This is a genomic window from Sphingomonas sp. 66-10, assembly GCF_001897045.1.
Taxonomy (GTDB): domain Bacteria; phylum Pseudomonadota; class Alphaproteobacteria; order Sphingomonadales; family Sphingomonadaceae; genus Sphingomonas; species Sphingomonas lycopersici.
Window position 1 is genome coordinate 112,508 of record NZ_MKRR01000098.1, and the last position, 14,559, is coordinate 127,066.

16 protein-coding genes are annotated in these 14,559 nt (G+C 66.1%); 9 read left to right on the top strand and 7 right to left on the bottom strand.

Annotated elements, in window-relative coordinates; translation table 11 throughout:
* Positions 1-65 precede the first annotated feature (65 nt).
* Together BGN95_RS09250 and mazF are read left to right on the top strand one after the other, a co-directional pair.
* Entirely contained in the window at positions 66-308 is a 243-nt protein-coding gene (locus BGN95_RS09250) for an AbrB/MazE/SpoVT family DNA-binding domain-containing protein (RefSeq protein ID WP_265312158.1), read from the top strand.
* On the top strand, positions 308-640 hold the full coding sequence (gene mazF / locus BGN95_RS09255) for an endoribonuclease MazF (protein ID WP_179511808.1): 333 nt from the start codon (positions 308-310) through the stop codon (positions 638-640). Before BGN95_RS09250 ends, mazF begins: the two co-directional genes overlap by 1 nt.
* Before the next feature lie 5 nt (positions 641-645).
* On the opposite strand, the gene BGN95_RS09260 is transcribed toward mazF, so the two are convergent.
* Positions 646-978 carry a hypothetical protein gene (locus BGN95_RS09260; RefSeq protein ID WP_432423294.1) on the bottom strand — a complete coding sequence of 111 codons (333 nt, stop codon included), beginning with the start codon at positions 976-978 and terminating at the stop codon, positions 646-648.
* Between the two features lie 80 nt (positions 979-1,058).
* Positions 1,059-3,161 carry a prolyl oligopeptidase family serine peptidase gene (locus BGN95_RS09265; protein WP_265312159.1) on the bottom strand — a complete coding sequence of 701 codons (2,103 nt, stop codon included), beginning with the start codon at positions 3,159-3,161 and terminating at the stop codon, positions 1,059-1,061.
* An 80-nt stretch (positions 3,162-3,241) separates the two neighbouring features.
* On the opposite strand from BGN95_RS09265, the gene BGN95_RS09270 reads away from it, so the two are divergent.
* Positions 3,242-4,639, top strand: a complete 1,398-nt coding sequence (locus BGN95_RS09270) for an MFS transporter (RefSeq protein ID WP_286772457.1) — start codon at positions 3,242-3,244, stop codon at positions 4,637-4,639.
* A gap of 94 nt (positions 4,640-4,733) precedes the next feature.
* On the opposite strand, the gene BGN95_RS09275 is transcribed toward BGN95_RS09270, so the two are convergent.
* On the bottom strand, positions 4,734-5,021 hold the full coding sequence (locus tag BGN95_RS09275; RefSeq protein WP_179511811.1) for an FtsB family cell division protein: 288 nt from the start codon (positions 5,019-5,021) through the stop codon (positions 4,734-4,736).
* Between the two features lie 175 nt (positions 5,022-5,196).
* Positions 5,197-6,474: a phosphopyruvate hydratase gene (eno, locus tag BGN95_RS09280; protein ID WP_265268315.1), complete on the bottom strand. Its 1,278-nt coding sequence runs from the start codon at positions 6,472-6,474 to the stop codon at positions 5,197-5,199.
* A gap of 135 nt (positions 6,475-6,609) precedes the next feature.
* On the opposite strand from eno, the gene BGN95_RS09285 reads away from it, so the two are divergent.
* The 5 genes from BGN95_RS09285 to BGN95_RS09305 all read left to right on the top strand — a co-directional run bounded on the left by BGN95_RS09285 (position 6,610) and on the right by BGN95_RS09305 (position 8,545).
* Positions 6,610-7,071 carry a hypothetical protein gene (locus tag BGN95_RS09285; RefSeq protein WP_265268314.1) on the top strand — a complete coding sequence of 154 codons (462 nt, stop codon included), beginning with the start codon at positions 6,610-6,612 and terminating at the stop codon, positions 7,069-7,071.
* Between the two features lie 3 nt (positions 7,072-7,074).
* On the top strand, positions 7,075-7,419 hold the full coding sequence (locus BGN95_RS09290; protein ID WP_286772458.1) for a phage holin family protein: 345 nt from the start codon (positions 7,075-7,077) through the stop codon (positions 7,417-7,419).
* Between the two features lie 5 nt (positions 7,420-7,424).
* The gene (locus tag BGN95_RS09295; RefSeq protein ID WP_286772459.1) at positions 7,425-7,742 is read left to right on the top strand and encodes a DUF3618 domain-containing protein; all 318 of its coding nucleotides are present in this window, start codon (positions 7,425-7,427) and stop codon (positions 7,740-7,742) included.
* Positions 7,739-8,152 carry a hypothetical protein gene (locus BGN95_RS09300; protein WP_265268311.1) on the top strand — a complete coding sequence of 138 codons (414 nt, stop codon included), beginning with the start codon at positions 7,739-7,741 and terminating at the stop codon, positions 8,150-8,152. The genes BGN95_RS09295 and BGN95_RS09300 overlap by 4 nt, the downstream gene beginning before the upstream one ends.
* Positions 8,153-8,311: 159 nt before the next feature.
* Positions 8,312-8,545 carry a DUF4170 domain-containing protein gene (locus BGN95_RS09305; RefSeq protein WP_265268310.1) on the top strand — a complete coding sequence of 78 codons (234 nt, stop codon included), beginning with the start codon at positions 8,312-8,314 and terminating at the stop codon, positions 8,543-8,545.
* A gap of 279 nt (positions 8,546-8,824) precedes the next feature.
* On the opposite strand, the gene greA is transcribed toward BGN95_RS09305, so the two are convergent.
* The 3 genes from greA to carA form a co-directional block, all read right to left on the bottom strand.
* The gene (greA, locus tag BGN95_RS09310) at positions 8,825-9,301 is read right to left on the bottom strand and encodes a transcription elongation factor GreA (RefSeq protein ID WP_179511818.1); all 477 of its coding nucleotides are present in this window, start codon (positions 9,299-9,301) and stop codon (positions 8,825-8,827) included.
* Positions 9,302-9,377: 76 nt separating this feature from the next.
* Entirely contained in the window at positions 9,378-12,710 is a 3,333-nt protein-coding gene (gene carB, locus BGN95_RS09315; RefSeq protein WP_286772460.1) for a carbamoyl-phosphate synthase large subunit, read from the bottom strand.
* A gap of 63 nt (positions 12,711-12,773) precedes the next feature.
* Positions 12,774-13,964, bottom strand: a complete 1,191-nt coding sequence (gene carA, locus BGN95_RS09320; protein ID WP_286772461.1) for a glutamine-hydrolyzing carbamoyl-phosphate synthase small subunit — start codon at positions 13,962-13,964, stop codon at positions 12,774-12,776.
* Between the two features lie 105 nt (positions 13,965-14,069).
* Between carA and BGN95_RS09325 the strand changes: the two genes are divergently transcribed.
* A complete protein-coding gene (locus tag BGN95_RS09325; RefSeq protein ID WP_265268307.1) occupies positions 14,070-14,522 on the top strand; it encodes a GatB/YqeY domain-containing protein in 453 nt (150 codons plus the stop codon).
* Positions 14,523-14,559: the final 37 nt, after the last annotated feature.

Genomic DNA, 14,559 nt, shown 5'->3' on the forward strand with positions numbered 1-14,559 from the left:
TTGATACATTGTAGAAACGAGACCTATGCCCTATGTGTCGTCAAGGTCGATACATGGAGGGCGTGATGCGCGCGCAGGTCAAGAAATGGGGCAATAGCGCTTCGGTGCGAATCCCGGCATCGGTGATGGCCGCGGCGGCGTTGCGCATCGATCAGGCGGTCGACGTAAGGGAGGAGGACGGCCGGATCGTGATCGAGCCACTCCCCGAACAGGCCTATGACCTCGATGAATTGCTCGCAGACATGTCGGCGGATACTTTCCCCGACGATACCGACTTCGGCGAACCGGCCGGCAAGGAAATCTGGTAGTGGCGGCGTGGGTGCCGGACAGCGGTGATATCGTCTGGCTGCATTTCGATCCACGCGCCGGACATGAGCAAGCCGGCCATCGGCCCGCGCTGGTCCTGTCCCCCGCGCGTTACAACGGGCCGCGCGGCATGATGCTGTGTTGCCCGATGACGACGCGGATCAAAGGCTATCCGTTCGAAATCGTCGTAAGCGACGATCCGCCCAGCGCGATTTTGGCCGACCAGATCAAGAGCCTCGACTGGCGCGCGCGTAAAGCGAAACTCAAGGGCAAAGTCTCGCCCGAGATACTGGCCGATACGCGCGCCAAGCTGAAGGCGCTGCTACAGATCTGAACCGCTCAGCGATCGATCGCGAGCAACGTCACCCCGGCGTAGCGCGCCTCGGCGGGGTCGAACAGTTCCGACGGCTCGAAGCGGCGCGGGGTGATGCGCAGGCTGCCGAGCCCGGCGATCTTGAATGCCCCGATCTTCACCTCGCGCGGCGGCTTGCCGTCGCGGTCGAGCGTCGTCGCGTCGACATAGAGTTCGCCGTGCTTGGTGTAGACGATATGCGGCGCCAGCGTCACTTCGCCGCGATTGTAGGTCGCGGACAGCGCCTGGCGCTTGACGATCGCCTCGAACACGACCGGCATGCCCGCCGGGGGAGCGGAGGGAGCGGGAGCAGAGGACACGCGATCCTCCTCACTATTGACCTTCATTCCATCCATATTAATCGCTCTGCTGCATCGCAGCAATAACCCTTGTTGTGACGTTATTCTGTAGCCGGGCCGACCAGCCGCTGCGTGAAATAGACCATCTGCAGCGCCTGTAAACGCGCGCCTTGCGCGATATCCGCGTCGCCCGAATGCCCGCCGGCGGTGTCCTCGTAAAACAGATAGGGCAGGCCATATTCCTTCATCCGCGCGGCGAATTTGCGCGCATGCTGCGGCCCGACGCGATCGTCCTTGGTCGTCGTCCAGATATAGGGCTCGGGATAGGCCACCCCACGCTTGAGGTTGTGATAGGGCGAGGTCTTTTCGAGGAAAGCGCGCTCGGCCGGCACGCTTACCGAGCCATATTCGTCGACCCATGAGGCGCCCGCGGCGATCTTCTCATAGCGCAGCATGTCGAGCAGCGGCACCTGGATCGTCACCGCCTGCCACAGCTCGGGATGCTGGGTGAGTTCCACCCCCATCAGCAATCCGCCGTTCGACCCGCCGTAGATACCGAGCTTCTTCGCGCTGGTGATCTTCCGCGCGAACAGATCGCGCGCCACCGCGGCGAAATCGTCGAAGATCAGCTGGCGCTTGGTCTTGCGCCCGGCGTCATGCCACTTCGGGCCGAACTCGCCCCCGCCGCGGATATTGGCGAGGACATAGGCCCCGCCCCGCTCGGTCCAGATCTTGCCCGTCGCGCCGAGATAGACCGGCAGCCGCGCGATCTCGAACCCGCCATAAGCCGTCATCAGCGTCGGCGTCGTCCCGTCAAGCCGCGCGCCCTTCGGCAGCACGACGAAATAGGGCACCTTGGTCCCGTCGCTCGACACCGCCTCGAACTGCTCGACCTTCACCCCGGCCACGTCGAATCGCGCGGGCAGCGTCTTGACCGTCACCGGCGCGGCGGCCTTGGCGGCATCGACCGCGGCGAGCGTGGTCGGCGTTGCGAAGCCGTTGATCGCGACGAAGGCGGTATCGCTGCGGTCGGTCGCGCTGGCGATGCCGACGCTCATATTCTCGGGCACCGGCAGCTCGGTCTGCCGCCAGCCGTCGCCGTCGGGCGCGAAGCTCGCCAGCCGCCCGCGGACATTGTCGATATAGGTGAGCAGCACGCGCGACCGCGTCGTCGTCACACCTTGCGCCGATTGACGCGCATTGGGCGCGAACAGCACGCGCGGGGTAAGCTTGCCGGCATTGACCTCGGCGAGCGGCGCCCAGGCGACCGCCCCGGCGGGCACGTCGCCCCACGGATCGCTCGTCTCGAAGATCACCCGGCCGTCGACCATCCCGCTGAAGAAGGCGCGCGCCGGCATGTCGAGCTTGCGCGTCCCCGCCGCGGTCCAGACATATTTCTCACCGCCGAAGAAGGTGTTACGCCGCTCGATATAGACGAGGCGGTTGCCCGCGGCATCAGTCAGCGTGCCGGCATAGGTGCCGAGCTGGTCGTCCGCCGCGCCGCGATACACTTCGGTCGCGCGGTCGAGCGGCTCGCCGCGCTTCACCAGCTTGACGACGAAGGGATAAGAGGAAGCGGTCAGCGTCCCCTCCCCCCAGTCGCGCGAGACGAGCAAATTGTCCTTGTCGATCCAGGTCGCGCCCTGTTTCGAGGTCGACAGCCGGAAGCCGCCCTCGACGAACTTGCCCGCGACGAGATCGAATTCGCGCAGCTCGACCGCGTCTTCGCCACCCTCGGAAAGCTGGACGAGGCACAAGCGCTCATCGGGCTGGAGGCAGGTCGCGCCCTTCCACACCCATTTCTTGCCCTCGGCCTTGGACAGCGCGTCGAGATCGAGCAATGTCGTCCAGGTCGGCGTGGCGGCGGCATAATCCGCCTCGCTCGTCGCGCGCCAGATGCCCTGCGGATGATCGGCGTCGCGCCAGAAATTGAGGATGCGCCCGTTGGTCTGCTCGGGCATCGCGATGCGATCCTTGGCCGAGGCGATCGCGAACGCCTCGTCATAATAGGTCTTGTAGCGCGCATCTCGCTCGAGCCGCGCGAGCGTGCGCGCATTCTCATTCTCGACCCAGGCGAGCGGCTTCGCGCCGTCCTTGTCCTCGAGCCAGATATAGGGGTCGTCGTCGGTCATCGGCTTCGTCTGCGCGACCACGGGGCTCGCGGCAAGCGCGGCGAGACAGAATGACAGGCTAATATAACGCATCGTGGTGAACCACTCCCTGAAGCGACCAGTTTGGTGCCAAGCGATTGCGATCGTCGCAATCGGCGCTATCGAGGAACGCGATGCAGGATGGCCTTCCCCTTCCGCGGCGTTATGCCGCGATCGCTGCAATGTCCTTCGGCTCGGCTCTGGTGATCATCGACGGCGGCGTCGCCAATGTCGCCTTGCCGACGATCGCACACGATCTTCATGTCGCGCCGAGCTCGGTCGTGTCAATCGTCACTATTTACCAGGTGATGCTGGTGATGCTGATGCTGCCCTTTTCGGGGCTGGGCGAGCGGATCGGGCTCAAACGCACCTATCAGGGCGGGCAGCTCATCTTCACCGTCGCGACCTTATTGTGCTTCTTCGCCAAGAGCCTGCCGTTCCTGCTGATCGTCCGCGCGGTGCAGGCGATCGGCGCGGCGGCGGTGCTCAGCGTCGCCTCGGCGCTGATCCGCCAGATTTATCCCGCGAACCATCTCGGGCGCGGGCTGGCGATCAATTCGGTGGTCGTCACCAGCTCAGCCGCCGCCGCGCCGACGATCGGCGGGCTGGTGCTGGCGGTCGCGCCGTGGCCGTGGGTGTTCGCCAGCGCGATCCCCTTCGCGCTCCTCAGCCTCGCCTTGGGCCGCTCGATCCCCGATCCCAAGCCGGGGCACGCGCATTTCGATCTCGCCGGGGCGGTGGCGTGCGCGGCGATGTTCGGGCTCGTCGTCGGCGGGCTGGAGAGCGCGGTCCACGGCGACAGCCCGGTGGTGTCCGCCGCGATCGTGCTGGTCGGGGTGGCGATCGGCTATTTCTTCGTGCGCAACCAGCTCGGCGAACCCAATCCGATCCTGCCGGTCGATCTGCTGACGCGACCGGTGATCGCGCTGAGCGCGGCGGGAAGCTTCATCGCCTTCACCGCCTCGATGACGCTGCTGATCTCAACCCCCTTCCGGCTGCAGGCGCTGGGCTTCTCCGCCGCGACGATCGGTGCGGTGATCGCGCCCTGGCCAATGACCAATATGATTGTCGCGCCGCTCGCCGGATACCTTTCGGATCGCATTCCCGCCGGGCTGCTCGGCGGCGTGGGCATGGCGGTGTCGGTGACGGCCTTGTCGCTGATCGCCTTCATCCCCGCGCACCCGACCTATTTCGACATGGCGTGGCGGATGGCGCTGTGCGGCGCGGGGTTCGGGCTGTACCTGCCCCCCAATGCGCGGCTGATCATCGGCTCCGCCCCGCAGGAGCGCGCCGCGGTCGCGGGCGGGCTGGTCTCGACCGTGCGACTGTGCGGGCAGACCACCGGCGCGACCTTGGTGGCGGCGCTGCTGGCGTTCGGCATCGGATCGGGGCAGGTCCCGCCGCTGATCTCGGCCACGCTCGCGGTGATTGCGAGCGTGTGCAGCGTCGCCCGCCTCCGCCCGTCGATCCGCAACCCTTCGCTCACCGAGACCCGCAACGAAATCCCGACGCTGCGGCAGACGCGTTATTGACGCCGAAGGCTTCATCCCAGCGCAAGCTGGGATCTCAGGCCGCGAGCGATACCTCTCCGGCACACGACCTCAGCTTTCGCTGGGGTGACGTATTTTAGCGCTGGAGCGGGACGATCACTTCGTCGGGGTGCGCGACATTGAGTTCCTTGCGCACCAGCTCATCGACCATATCGGGGTTGGCGTGGCGCGGATCGAGCAAGGCGACGCGGTTGCGCAGCATCGTGCGGCGCTGATCGAGCGCGGCATAATCCTGTTCGCGCTTGACCAGCTGGCGCTTGTAATCGCCGAGCGCGAGCACGCCGTTCGGCCCAAGCACCGCATAAATCCCGAAAAACGCCATCACGGTCAGCGCCGCAGCCGGCAAGGCGGCGCGCTTCAGCATGACGGTTAAGGTTGACGGGCGACGCGACATATCGCGCTTTCTCGCGCGAAGCCCGCCGTCAATCAAGCGGTTTTCCACGATTCCAACGATTTCCATGTCGACGAATCGTCAGGAATCGCGGCGAGTCGCATTAACCGTCATGCCGGGCTCATCCCGGCATGACGGCAGTGGCGGATCAGACGCGCAAAACGTCGCGGCCCGCGTAATGCGCGACGCTGCCCAGCTCTTCCTCGATCCGGATCAGCTGGTTGTATTTCGCGAGCCGATCGGAACGCGCGAGGCTCCCCGTCTTGATCTGCCCGCAATTGGTGGCGACCGCGAGATCGGCGATCGTCGCATCCTCTGTTTCGCCCGAACGGTGGCTCATCACCGCGGTATAGCCGGCGCGCTCGGCGACGCGGATCGCCTCGAGCGTCTCGGTCAGCGTGCCGATCTGGTTGACCTTGACCAGCAGCGAATTGGCGAGGCCGCGCGCGATGCCGTCGCGCAGCCGCTTCGGGTTGGTGACGAACAGATCGTCGCCGACCAGCTGCACCTTGTGCCCGACCGCGTCGGTCAGCGCCTTCCAGCCCTCGAAATCGTCCTCGGCCATCCCGTCCTCGATCGACAGGATCGGATAACGCGCGACGAGATCGGCGAGATACTCGGCCATCGCGCCGGGCTCGAGCGTCTTGCCCTCGCCGGCGATGACATATTTGCCGTCCTTGAAGAATTCGGTCGCCGCGCAATCGAGCGCGAGCATCACGTCGTCGCCCGGCTTGTATCCGGCGCGCTCGATCGAGGCCATCACGAAGTCCAGCGCGTCGGTCGTGCTGGCGAGGTTCGGCGCGAAGCCGCCCTCGTCGCCCACCGCGGTCGCCAGACCCTTTTCGTGGAGGCCCTTCTTGAGCGTGTGGAAGATCTCGGCACCGCACCGCACCGCTTCGGCGATGCTCGACGCGCCGACCGGCATGATCATGAATTCCTGGAAATCGATCGGGTTATCGGCATGTTCGCCGCCGTTGATGATGTTCATCATCGGCACCGGCAACACATGCGCCGCCGCGCCGCCGACATAGCGATAGAGCGGCAGCCCGCGCGCGTCCGCCGCCGCCTTCGCCGCGGCGAGGCTGACGCCGAGGATCGCATTGGCGCCCAGCCGGCTCTTGTTCTCGGTCCCGTCGAGTTCGATCATCGCCTGATCGAGCTCCATCTGGTCCTCGGCATCGAGCCCGACGATCGTCTCGGCGATCTCGCCGTTGACGCTCTCCACCGCCTGATCGACGCCCTTGCCCAGCCAGCGGCTCTTGTCGCCGTCGCGCTTCTCGACCGCTTCGTGCGCGCCGGTCGAGGCGCCCGAGGGAACCGCGGCGCGGCCGAAGCTGCCGTCTTCCAGCAGCACGTCGACCTCGACCGTCGGGTTGCCCCGGCTGTCGAGGATTTGGCGGCCGTGGACGTCGATGATTGCTGTCACGAAACGATCCTTCTACGATGGGGAAAGTGGCGGTTCGCGCCGCCTCTAACCTTGCAGCCGCCGGGCTGCAAATCGCGATGGAACCCCGGCGCCGCGCGCGGGGTTATCATCACGGCCAGATGTAAGGATTTCACGATGTCAGACACCCCGCTCCAGCCGATCAACGAAGGCGCCGCCGAGGTCACTGATGCGGCGAAGGATGCCGCCGGGGATCGCTTCGCAGCCACCAAACAATCGCTGGCGGACAATACCGCCAAGTTCCGCGAGCAAGCCGGCGACAAGGCGCGCGGGCTGGCGGAGGAAGGCAAGACCCGCGCGACCGACGCGCTCGGCCAGCTTTCGCAGCTGCTCCACGATGCCGCGGGGCAGGTCGATGAGCGGCTTGGCGAGCAATATGGCCAATATGCCCGCACCGCGGCGGGCAAGGTGCAGGATTTCTCCACGTCGCTCGATTCGAAGAGCGTCGACGAACTGCTCGACAGCGCGCGCGAACTGGTGCGCAAGAGCCCGGGGGTCGCGATCGGCGCGGCGGCGGCGGTCGGCTTCGTCGTCGCCCGGCTGCTCACCGCCGGTCTGGACCAGCGCGATCGGGACTGACGCATGACGGAGGGGGAGCGTCCGACGGTCGATGCCAAGCTGGCCGAACTCGTCGGCCAATTGGCCGACGACGCACGAGAAGTGGCGAGCGCCGAGATCGGGCTGATCAAGGCGCGCGTCACGACCGGCGTCACCCGCGTGCGCGACGCCGCGATCCTGTTCGCGATCGCCGGGGTGCTCGCGCTGGCGGCGCTGATCGCCTTGCTCGTCGGGCTGATCGCGACGCTCTCGATCTATGTCGGCCCGGCGCTGGCGACGGCGATCGTGTGCGGCACGGTGCTGGTGATCGCCGCGATCCTCGGCTTTCTCGGCAAGGGCAAGCTCGCCTCGCGGACGCCCAAGCCGTGACCGACATGACCGAGCTCGATCGCGCCGAGGCGCGCGCCGCGCTGGCGCGGCTCCACATGGCCAAGACGCTGACCGCGCTGCAGACGCGGCTCGATCCGCGCAATGTCGCGCGTGAGGCGGTGGACGGGCTGGCCGATACCGGCACCCGCGTGCTCGACGCGGGGATCGGCGCGGCGAAACGCCATCCGGGAAAGATCGCTGGCGGCGTCGCGCTGCTTGCCGCCTTCCTCGGGCGTCACCACATCGCCAAGCTGATCGGCAAGGCGCGATCAGCGAAATCATCCGGCAAGAACCCGCTGAAGGCGGAAAGGAAGAAGTTATGACCGACGCTCCCTCCGACACGCATCACGGCAAGCTGCGCGACGGCATCGACAATGCCCGCGACACCGCGCGCAGCGCGGCGCGGCGCACCGCGGAGACGATCGAGACCAACCCCGTCGGGGTGATCGTCGGCGGGCTGGCGCTGGGCGCGCTGGCGGCGGCCTGCCTGCCGCGCAGCAAGCGCGAGAAGGATCTGCTCGCCCCGGTCGGCAAGCGCGTCAGCGCCGCGGCGGCGGCGGCGTTCGCGGCGGCCAAGGAAGCGGGCAAGAGCGAGCTGGATTCGCTCGGGATCAACCGCGACGCGGCGAAGGACCAGGCCAAGTCGCTGTTCGACGGGCTGGTGAAGGCGGCCGGTTCGGCCAGCAATGCCGCGGTCAAGGCCGGCAAGGAGGAAGCCGGGTCGCAACGTTGAGCGCCAGTCACAAATGATCCGTTCGCCCTGAGCCTGTCGACGGGCGTCCTGTCGCCCGAGAGGTGGGACCGCCCTTCGACAGGCTCAGGGCGAACGGCGGTGGATGGAGAGGTTGAAACCCCTTCCCTTCACTGCCCCCCCGGCAGTAAAGGGCGTCGCATGAGCAAATTGCACCTTGTGATGGGTGGCCGCGTCAGCGATCCGCGCACCCTCGATTTCGCGGACCTGTCGTCGATCGAGATCGTCGGCGTCTTCCCCGATTACGCCACCGCCGAAAAGGCTTGGCGCGCCGCCGCGCAGCGCACGGTGGACGATGCCGAGATGAAATATGTCGTCGTCCACCTCCACCGCCTGCTCGAGCCCGATCTGCTCAAGCCGGGCACCGGCGCGTAACCTCCGTCACCCCTGCCTCGAGCCGGGGTCCGTCGGGAGGCAGGCGCAGGGACAAGAGGCTCCAGCCGCAAAGCTTGAGGCGCAATGGACCCCGGCTCAAGGCCGGGGGGTGACGGGGTGATCCGAACGAGCCCGATCGCCCGCAACCCACCCCGTTCGCCCTGAGCTTGTCGAAGGGCCGCCCTTCTTCCTAGCGAAGAAGGGCAGAGTCTCGACAGGTTCAGCCCGAACGGAAGACGGGCAACCCGGCTCCAACGAAGCCGGGTTTCATGCGCAATCTCAGATAAATTCGATCTTCGACACGACATAGTAACGGTCGCCCGCGGGCACCGACACCTCGACCTCGTCGTCGACGCTGCGCCCGATCAATGCGCGGCCGAGCGGGGAATTGTAGCTGATCCGCCCGGTCTTGGCGTCCGCCTCGGTCTGGCCGACGATCTGATATTTCACCGGCTTCTCGTCTTCGTCGAGCAGGGTGACGGTCGCGCCGAACACCACCTTGTCGCCTGAAAGCTCGCGCGGATCGATGATCTGTGCGCGCGACAATTTGTCCTCGATATCAGCGATCGACGCCTCGATCTGGCCCTGACGCTCCTTCGCCGCATGATATTCGGCGTTTTCCGAAAGGTCGCCGTGCGCGCGCGCTTCCTCGATCGCGTCGACGATCAGCGGACGCTCGGCCTTCAGGCGTTTGAGATCGGCATTGAGCTTCTCATAGCCTTCCTGAAGCATCGGCATCTTTTCGACCGTCGCCATCACGCAATCCTTCGTCAAAGCCCCTTCCCCGAGCGACCCGGGTGGGCCGCTTCGCACTATCCTTCAATGTCGGGGATCAGTTGTGCGACTGCGAATAATAAGACTGGAGCGGCCTGACTTCAAGGTTGCGCGTGGCCGAGGTTGCAATCGCCTTCGCCGCTTCGAGGCTGGCGGGCGCCGTGGTGAAGTACGGAATCTTCTGCGCCAGCGCCGAAGCACGGATCGGCTGCGAGTCCTTGAGGCTCTGCCACCCCTCGGTGGTGTTGAAGATCAGGTCGATCCCGCCGTCCTTGATCCGGTCGACGATATGCGGCCGGCCCTGCGCCACCTTGTTGACCCGCTCGACCGGCAGCCCGGCCGCGGCGAGATGATCGGCGGTCCCGCCGGTCGCGACGATGCTGAACCCGGCATCGACCAGCAGCCGCACCGCGGGCTCGATATGCGCCTTGTCGCTATCCTTGACGCTGACGAACACCGCGCCCGACGTCGGCAGCAACATCCCCGCGCCGAGCTGCGACTTGGCGAACGCGGTGGTGAAATCTTCCGCGATCCCCATGACTTCGCCGGTGGATTTCATCTCCGGCGAGAGCACCGGATCGATCCCCGGGAAGCGATTGAACGGGAACACCGCCTCCTTCACCGCGAAATAATCGATCGCGCGATCGATCTTGGGCAGGTCGCGCAATTTCTCCCCCGCCATCACGCGGCTGGCGATCTTGGCGATCGGCGCACCGATCGCTTTTGCGACGAACGGCACCGTGCGCGAGGCGCGCGGGTTGACCTCGATCAGATAGACGTTGCCGTCCTTGACCGCGAACTGGATGTTCATCAGCCCGCGCACGTCGAGCCCGCGCGCCAGCGCTTCGGCCTGGCGCTCGATCTCGGCGATGATCTCGGGGGTCAGCGAATAAGGCGGGATCGAGCAGGCGCTGTCGCCCGAATGGACCCCCGCCTCCTCGATATGCTGGAGCACCCCGGCGACCACCACATCGTCGCCGTCCGAAATCGCATCGACATCGACCTCGATCGCGTCGCGTAGATATTGGTCGATCAGAACCGGTGCGTCGCCCGACACCTGCACCGCAGTCTGGATATAATCCTCGAGCTGCGCCGGGCCGTCGACGATCTCCATCGCGCGCCCGCCGAGCACGTAGCTCGGGCGCATCAGCACTGGATAGCCGACCCGCTCGGCGACGATCAGCGCTTCCTCGCGGCTGCGCGCGATGCCGTTGGCCGGCTGGAGCAATTTGAGCTTGCCGACCAATGCCGCGAAGCGCTCGCGATCCTCGGCGAGATCGATCGCGTCGGGCGAGGTGCCGAGAATTGGAATGCCGGCCTTTTCCAGCGCACGCGCGAGGTTGAGCGGGGTCTGCCCGCCGAACTGGACGATCACCCCGACCAGCTCGCCGTTCGATTGCTCGACGTTGAGGATTTCGAGCACGTCCTCGGCGGTCAGCGGCTCGAAATAGAGCCGGTCCGAGGTGTCGTAGTCGGTCGACACCGTCTCCGGGTTGCAATTGACCATGATCGTCTCGAACCCGGCGTCGGCCAGCGCGAAACACGCATGGCAGCAGCAATAATCGAATTCGATCCCCTGCCCGATCCGGTTCGGTCCGCCGCCGAGGATGACGATCTTCTTCCGGTCGCTGGGCTGCGCCTCATTCTCCGGCTCGCCGAACGACGGGGCCTCATAGGTCGAATACATATAGGGCGTGCGCGCATCGAACTCCGCGGCGCAGGTGTCGATCCGCTTGAACACCGGGCGCACCCCGAGCCGATGGCGCAGCGCGCGCACCTCGTCCTCGGTGACCCCGCCGGTCATCGCCACCACCGCCTCGTGGACCAGCCCCGAGCCGCGCGCGATCCCGCGTTCCATCCCGCGCAGATTGGCCGATTGCAGCGCCAGCCACGCGAGCCGCTTGTCGGAGAAGCCCATCGCCTTCAACCGGCGCATCCCGGCCGCCTCGATCGGCAGGCCATGTTCCATCACCTCGCGCTCGGCGGCGATGATCTCGGCGATCCGCTCGAGGAACCACGGATCATATTTGGCGATCGCGTGCACCTCGGCGACGGTGAAGCCCTCCCGCAGCGCCTGCGCCGCGACGAGCAGCCGGTCGGGAGTCGCCACCGCCAACGCCGCCTCGATCTCGGCGCGCGGCGCGCCGACGAGATGGTCGACCTGGTTGAAGCCGGAGAGCCCCGTCTCCAGCCCGCGCAACGCCTTCTGCATCGATTCGTGGATGTTGCGCCCGATCGCCATCACCTCGCCGACCGATTTCATCGCGGTCGACAGGATCGGCTCGGCACCCTTGAACTTCTCGAACGCGAAGCGCGGGATCTTGGTGACGACATAATCGATCGTCGGCTCGAACGACGCCGGGGTCGCCCCGGTGATGTCATTCTCGATCTCGTCGAGCGTATAGCCCACCGCCAGCTTCGCCGCGACCTTGGCGATCGGGAAGCCGGTCGCCTTGGAGGCGAGCGCCGAGGAGCGGCTGACGCGCGGGTTCATCTCGATCACGACCAGCCGGCCGTCCTTCGGATTGACTGCGAACTGTACGTTCGAACCGCCTGTTTCCACGCCGATTTCACGCAGCACCGCGATCGACGCGTTGCGCATGATCTGATATTCCTTGTCGGTCAGCGTCAGCGCCGGCGCGACGGTGATCGAATCGCCGGTGTGGACCCCCATCGGGTCGACATTCTCGATCGAGCAGATGATGATGGCATTGTCCGCGCGGTCGCGGACCACCTCCATCTCATATTCCTTCCAGCCGAGCAGCGATTCCTCGATCAGCACCTCGGTGGTCGGCGAGGCATCGAGGCCCTTGCGGACGACCTCGATGAATTCCTCGCGATTATAAGCGACCCCGCCGCCGGTGCCGCCGAGCGTGAAACTCGGGCGGATGATCGCGGGCAGCCCGACCTTTTCCAGCCCCTCCAGCGCTTCGGCCTCGCTATGCGCGATATGGCTGCGCGCGGATTCGAGCCCGATCTTGTCCATCGCGTCGCGGAACTTGAGCCGGTCCTCGGCCTTGTCGATCGCCTCGGCATCGGCGCCGATCATCGTCACGCCGAACTTCTCCAGCGTGCCGTCGCGGAACAGCGCCAGCGCGGTGTTGAGCGCGGTCTGCCCGCCCATCGTCGGCAGCACCGCATCGGGGCGCTCCTTCTCGATGATCCGCGCGACCACCGCCGGGGTGATCGGCTCGACATAGGTGGCGTCGGCCAGCTCGGGATCGGTCATGATCGTCGCCGGGTTCGAATTGACCAGGACGATGCGATAGCCCTCTTCCTTGAGCGCCTTGATCGCCTGCGTGCCCGAATAATCGAACTCGCACGCCTGGCCGATGACGATCGGCCCCGCGCCGATGACGAGGATGGAGGAGATGTCGGTGCGTTTTGGCATGTTATTTCTTCTCGGCGGGCATGACGCGGTAATTGGCGGATTCGGATGTAGGGAGGCTTGGCCTCACCGCAGCATCCCGACGAACTTCTCGAACAGATACAGGCTGTCCTGCGGCCCGGGCGATGCCTCGGGGTGATATTGCACGCTGAACGCCGGGCGGTCGGTCAGCTCGATCCCGCAATTGGAGCCGTCGAACAGCGACACATGCGTCTCGCGCGCGTTGGCCGGCAGGCTGTCGCGGTCGACCGCGAAGCCGTGGTTCATGCTGGTGATCTCGACCGCGCCGTCGCTCAGCCGCTTGACCGGGTGGTTGGCGCCGCGGTGGCCCTGGAACATCTTGGTCGTCTTGCCGCCGACTGCGATGCCGATCAGCTGGTGGCCGAGGCAGATGCCGAACATCGGCAGCTTGGTGTCGAGCAATTGCCGGATCACCGGCACGGCATATTCGCCCGTCGCCGCGGGGTCGCCGGGGCCGTTCGACAGGAAGATGCCGTCGGGGCCGAGCGCCATGATCTCGTCATAGCTCGCGGTCGCCGGCACCACCGACACTTTCGCACCCGCCTCAACAAGGTTGCGGAAGATATTGTGTTTGCTGCCATAATCGACCGCGACAACATGCGGGCGATCATCGTCACTCGTGTGAACTTCGTGAACTTTGCCCTGATAGCCGAAGCCGAGCCGCCAGATGCCGCCCTCACGATTGTCGCCCCAGCCGAAATGGGTTTCGGTGGTCACCGCCTTGGCGAGGTCCATCCCCTCCAACCCCGGCCAGGCGCGCGCCATCTCCAGCAGCAGCGGGATATCGAACTTGCCCGACGCCGAATGCGCGATCACCCCGTTGGGGGCGCCGCCGGTGCGGATGCGGCGAGTCAGCGCGCGGGTGTCGATCCCGGCGAGGCCGACGCGGGCGTGGCGCCTCATCCACGTGTCGAGCTGCTCGACGTTGCGGAAGTTGGACGGCGCGGTGACGTCCTCGCGGACGATCATGCCGAGCGCGTGCGGCTCGTCCGCCTCGACATCGTCGGCATTGGTGCCGACGTTGCCGATGTGCGGGAAAGTGAAGGTGATGATCTGACCGGCGAAGCTCGGGTCGGTCATGATCTCCTGATAGCCGGTCATCGCGGTGTGGAAGCAGACTTCCCCCACCACTTCGCCCTCGGCGCCGAAGCCTCGCCCCCAGGCAACCTCGCCGGACGCGAGGACAAGGACGCCGGTGGCTCCTTCGGGCACGGCAAAAGGCTTGGCGTCGGCCATGATCGGCGGGCACTCCGTTCGTTAAAATTCGCGATGTCGCTAAGCCCCGTCCGCTAGGGATTTGCCCCCCTCGCGTCAACCGTCCGCGGGCGCTATCTCGCTCACATGATTCGAGACGACATCAAGCAAGCCCAGATCGCCGCGATGAAGGCCGGCGACAAGGAAACCCGCAGCGCGGTCAGCCTGATCCAGGCCGCGATCAAGAATCGCGACATCGAGGCGCGCACCGGCCCCGCCCCTGCCGACGACGACGCTTTGGTGGTCGAGGTGCTGCAGAAAATGGTCAAGCAGCGCCGCGAATCGATCGACATGTATCGCAAGGGCGGCCGCGAGGAGCTGGCCAAGGCCGAGGAAAACGAAGTCGCGGTGATCGAGCGCTTCCTGCCGCAGCAGATGAGCGAGGACGAGACCCGCGCGGCGATCGAGACGATCAAGGCCGAGCTCGGCGCGAGCGGCATGAAGGACATGGGCCGCGTGATGGCCGAGCTCAAGGCGCGCCACGCCAGCGTGCTCGACATGTCCAAGGCGAGCGGGCTGGTGAAGGCGGCGCTGAGCTGAATCACCCGCTCGTCATTCCCGCGCAGGCGGGAATGAC

Bases quoted from the DNA above. Each gene is read 5' to 3' on its own strand.
- BGN95_RS09250 (WP_265312158.1), top strand. From the start codon at position 66: ATGCGCGCGCAGGTCAAGAAATGGGGCAATAGCGCTTCGGTGCGAATC.
- BGN95_RS09265 (WP_265312159.1), bottom strand. From the start codon at position 3,161: ATGCGTTATATTAGCCTGTCATTCTGTCTCGCCGCGCTTGCCGCGAGC.
- BGN95_RS09270 (WP_286772457.1), top strand. From the start codon at position 3,242: ATGCAGGATGGCCTTCCCCTTCCGCGGCGTTATGCCGCGATCGCTGCA.
- BGN95_RS09275 (WP_179511811.1), bottom strand. From the start codon at position 5,021: ATGCTGAAGCGCGCCGCCTTGCCGGCTGCGGCGCTGACCGTGATGGCG.
- BGN95_RS09285 (WP_265268314.1), top strand. From the start codon at position 6,610: ATGTCAGACACCCCGCTCCAGCCGATCAACGAAGGCGCCGCCGAGGTC.
- BGN95_RS09290 (WP_286772458.1), top strand. From the start codon at position 7,075: ATGACGGAGGGGGAGCGTCCGACGGTCGATGCCAAGCTGGCCGAACTC.
- BGN95_RS09295 (WP_286772459.1), top strand. From the start codon at position 7,425: ATGACCGAGCTCGATCGCGCCGAGGCGCGCGCCGCGCTGGCGCGGCTC.
- BGN95_RS09300 (WP_265268311.1), top strand. From the start codon at position 7,739: ATGACCGACGCTCCCTCCGACACGCATCACGGCAAGCTGCGCGACGGC.
- BGN95_RS09305 (WP_265268310.1), top strand. From the start codon at position 8,312: ATGAGCAAATTGCACCTTGTGATGGGTGGCCGCGTCAGCGATCCGCGC.
- greA (WP_179511818.1), bottom strand. From the start codon at position 9,301: ATGGCGACGGTCGAAAAGATGCCGATGCTTCAGGAAGGCTATGAGAAG.
- carB (WP_286772460.1), bottom strand. From the start codon at position 12,710: ATGCCAAAACGCACCGACATCTCCTCCATCCTCGTCATCGGCGCGGGG.
- carA (WP_286772461.1), bottom strand. From the start codon at position 13,964: ATGGCCGACGCCAAGCCTTTTGCCGTGCCCGAAGGAGCCACCGGCGTC.
- BGN95_RS09325 (WP_265268307.1), top strand. From the start codon at position 14,070: ATGATTCGAGACGACATCAAGCAAGCCCAGATCGCCGCGATGAAGGCC.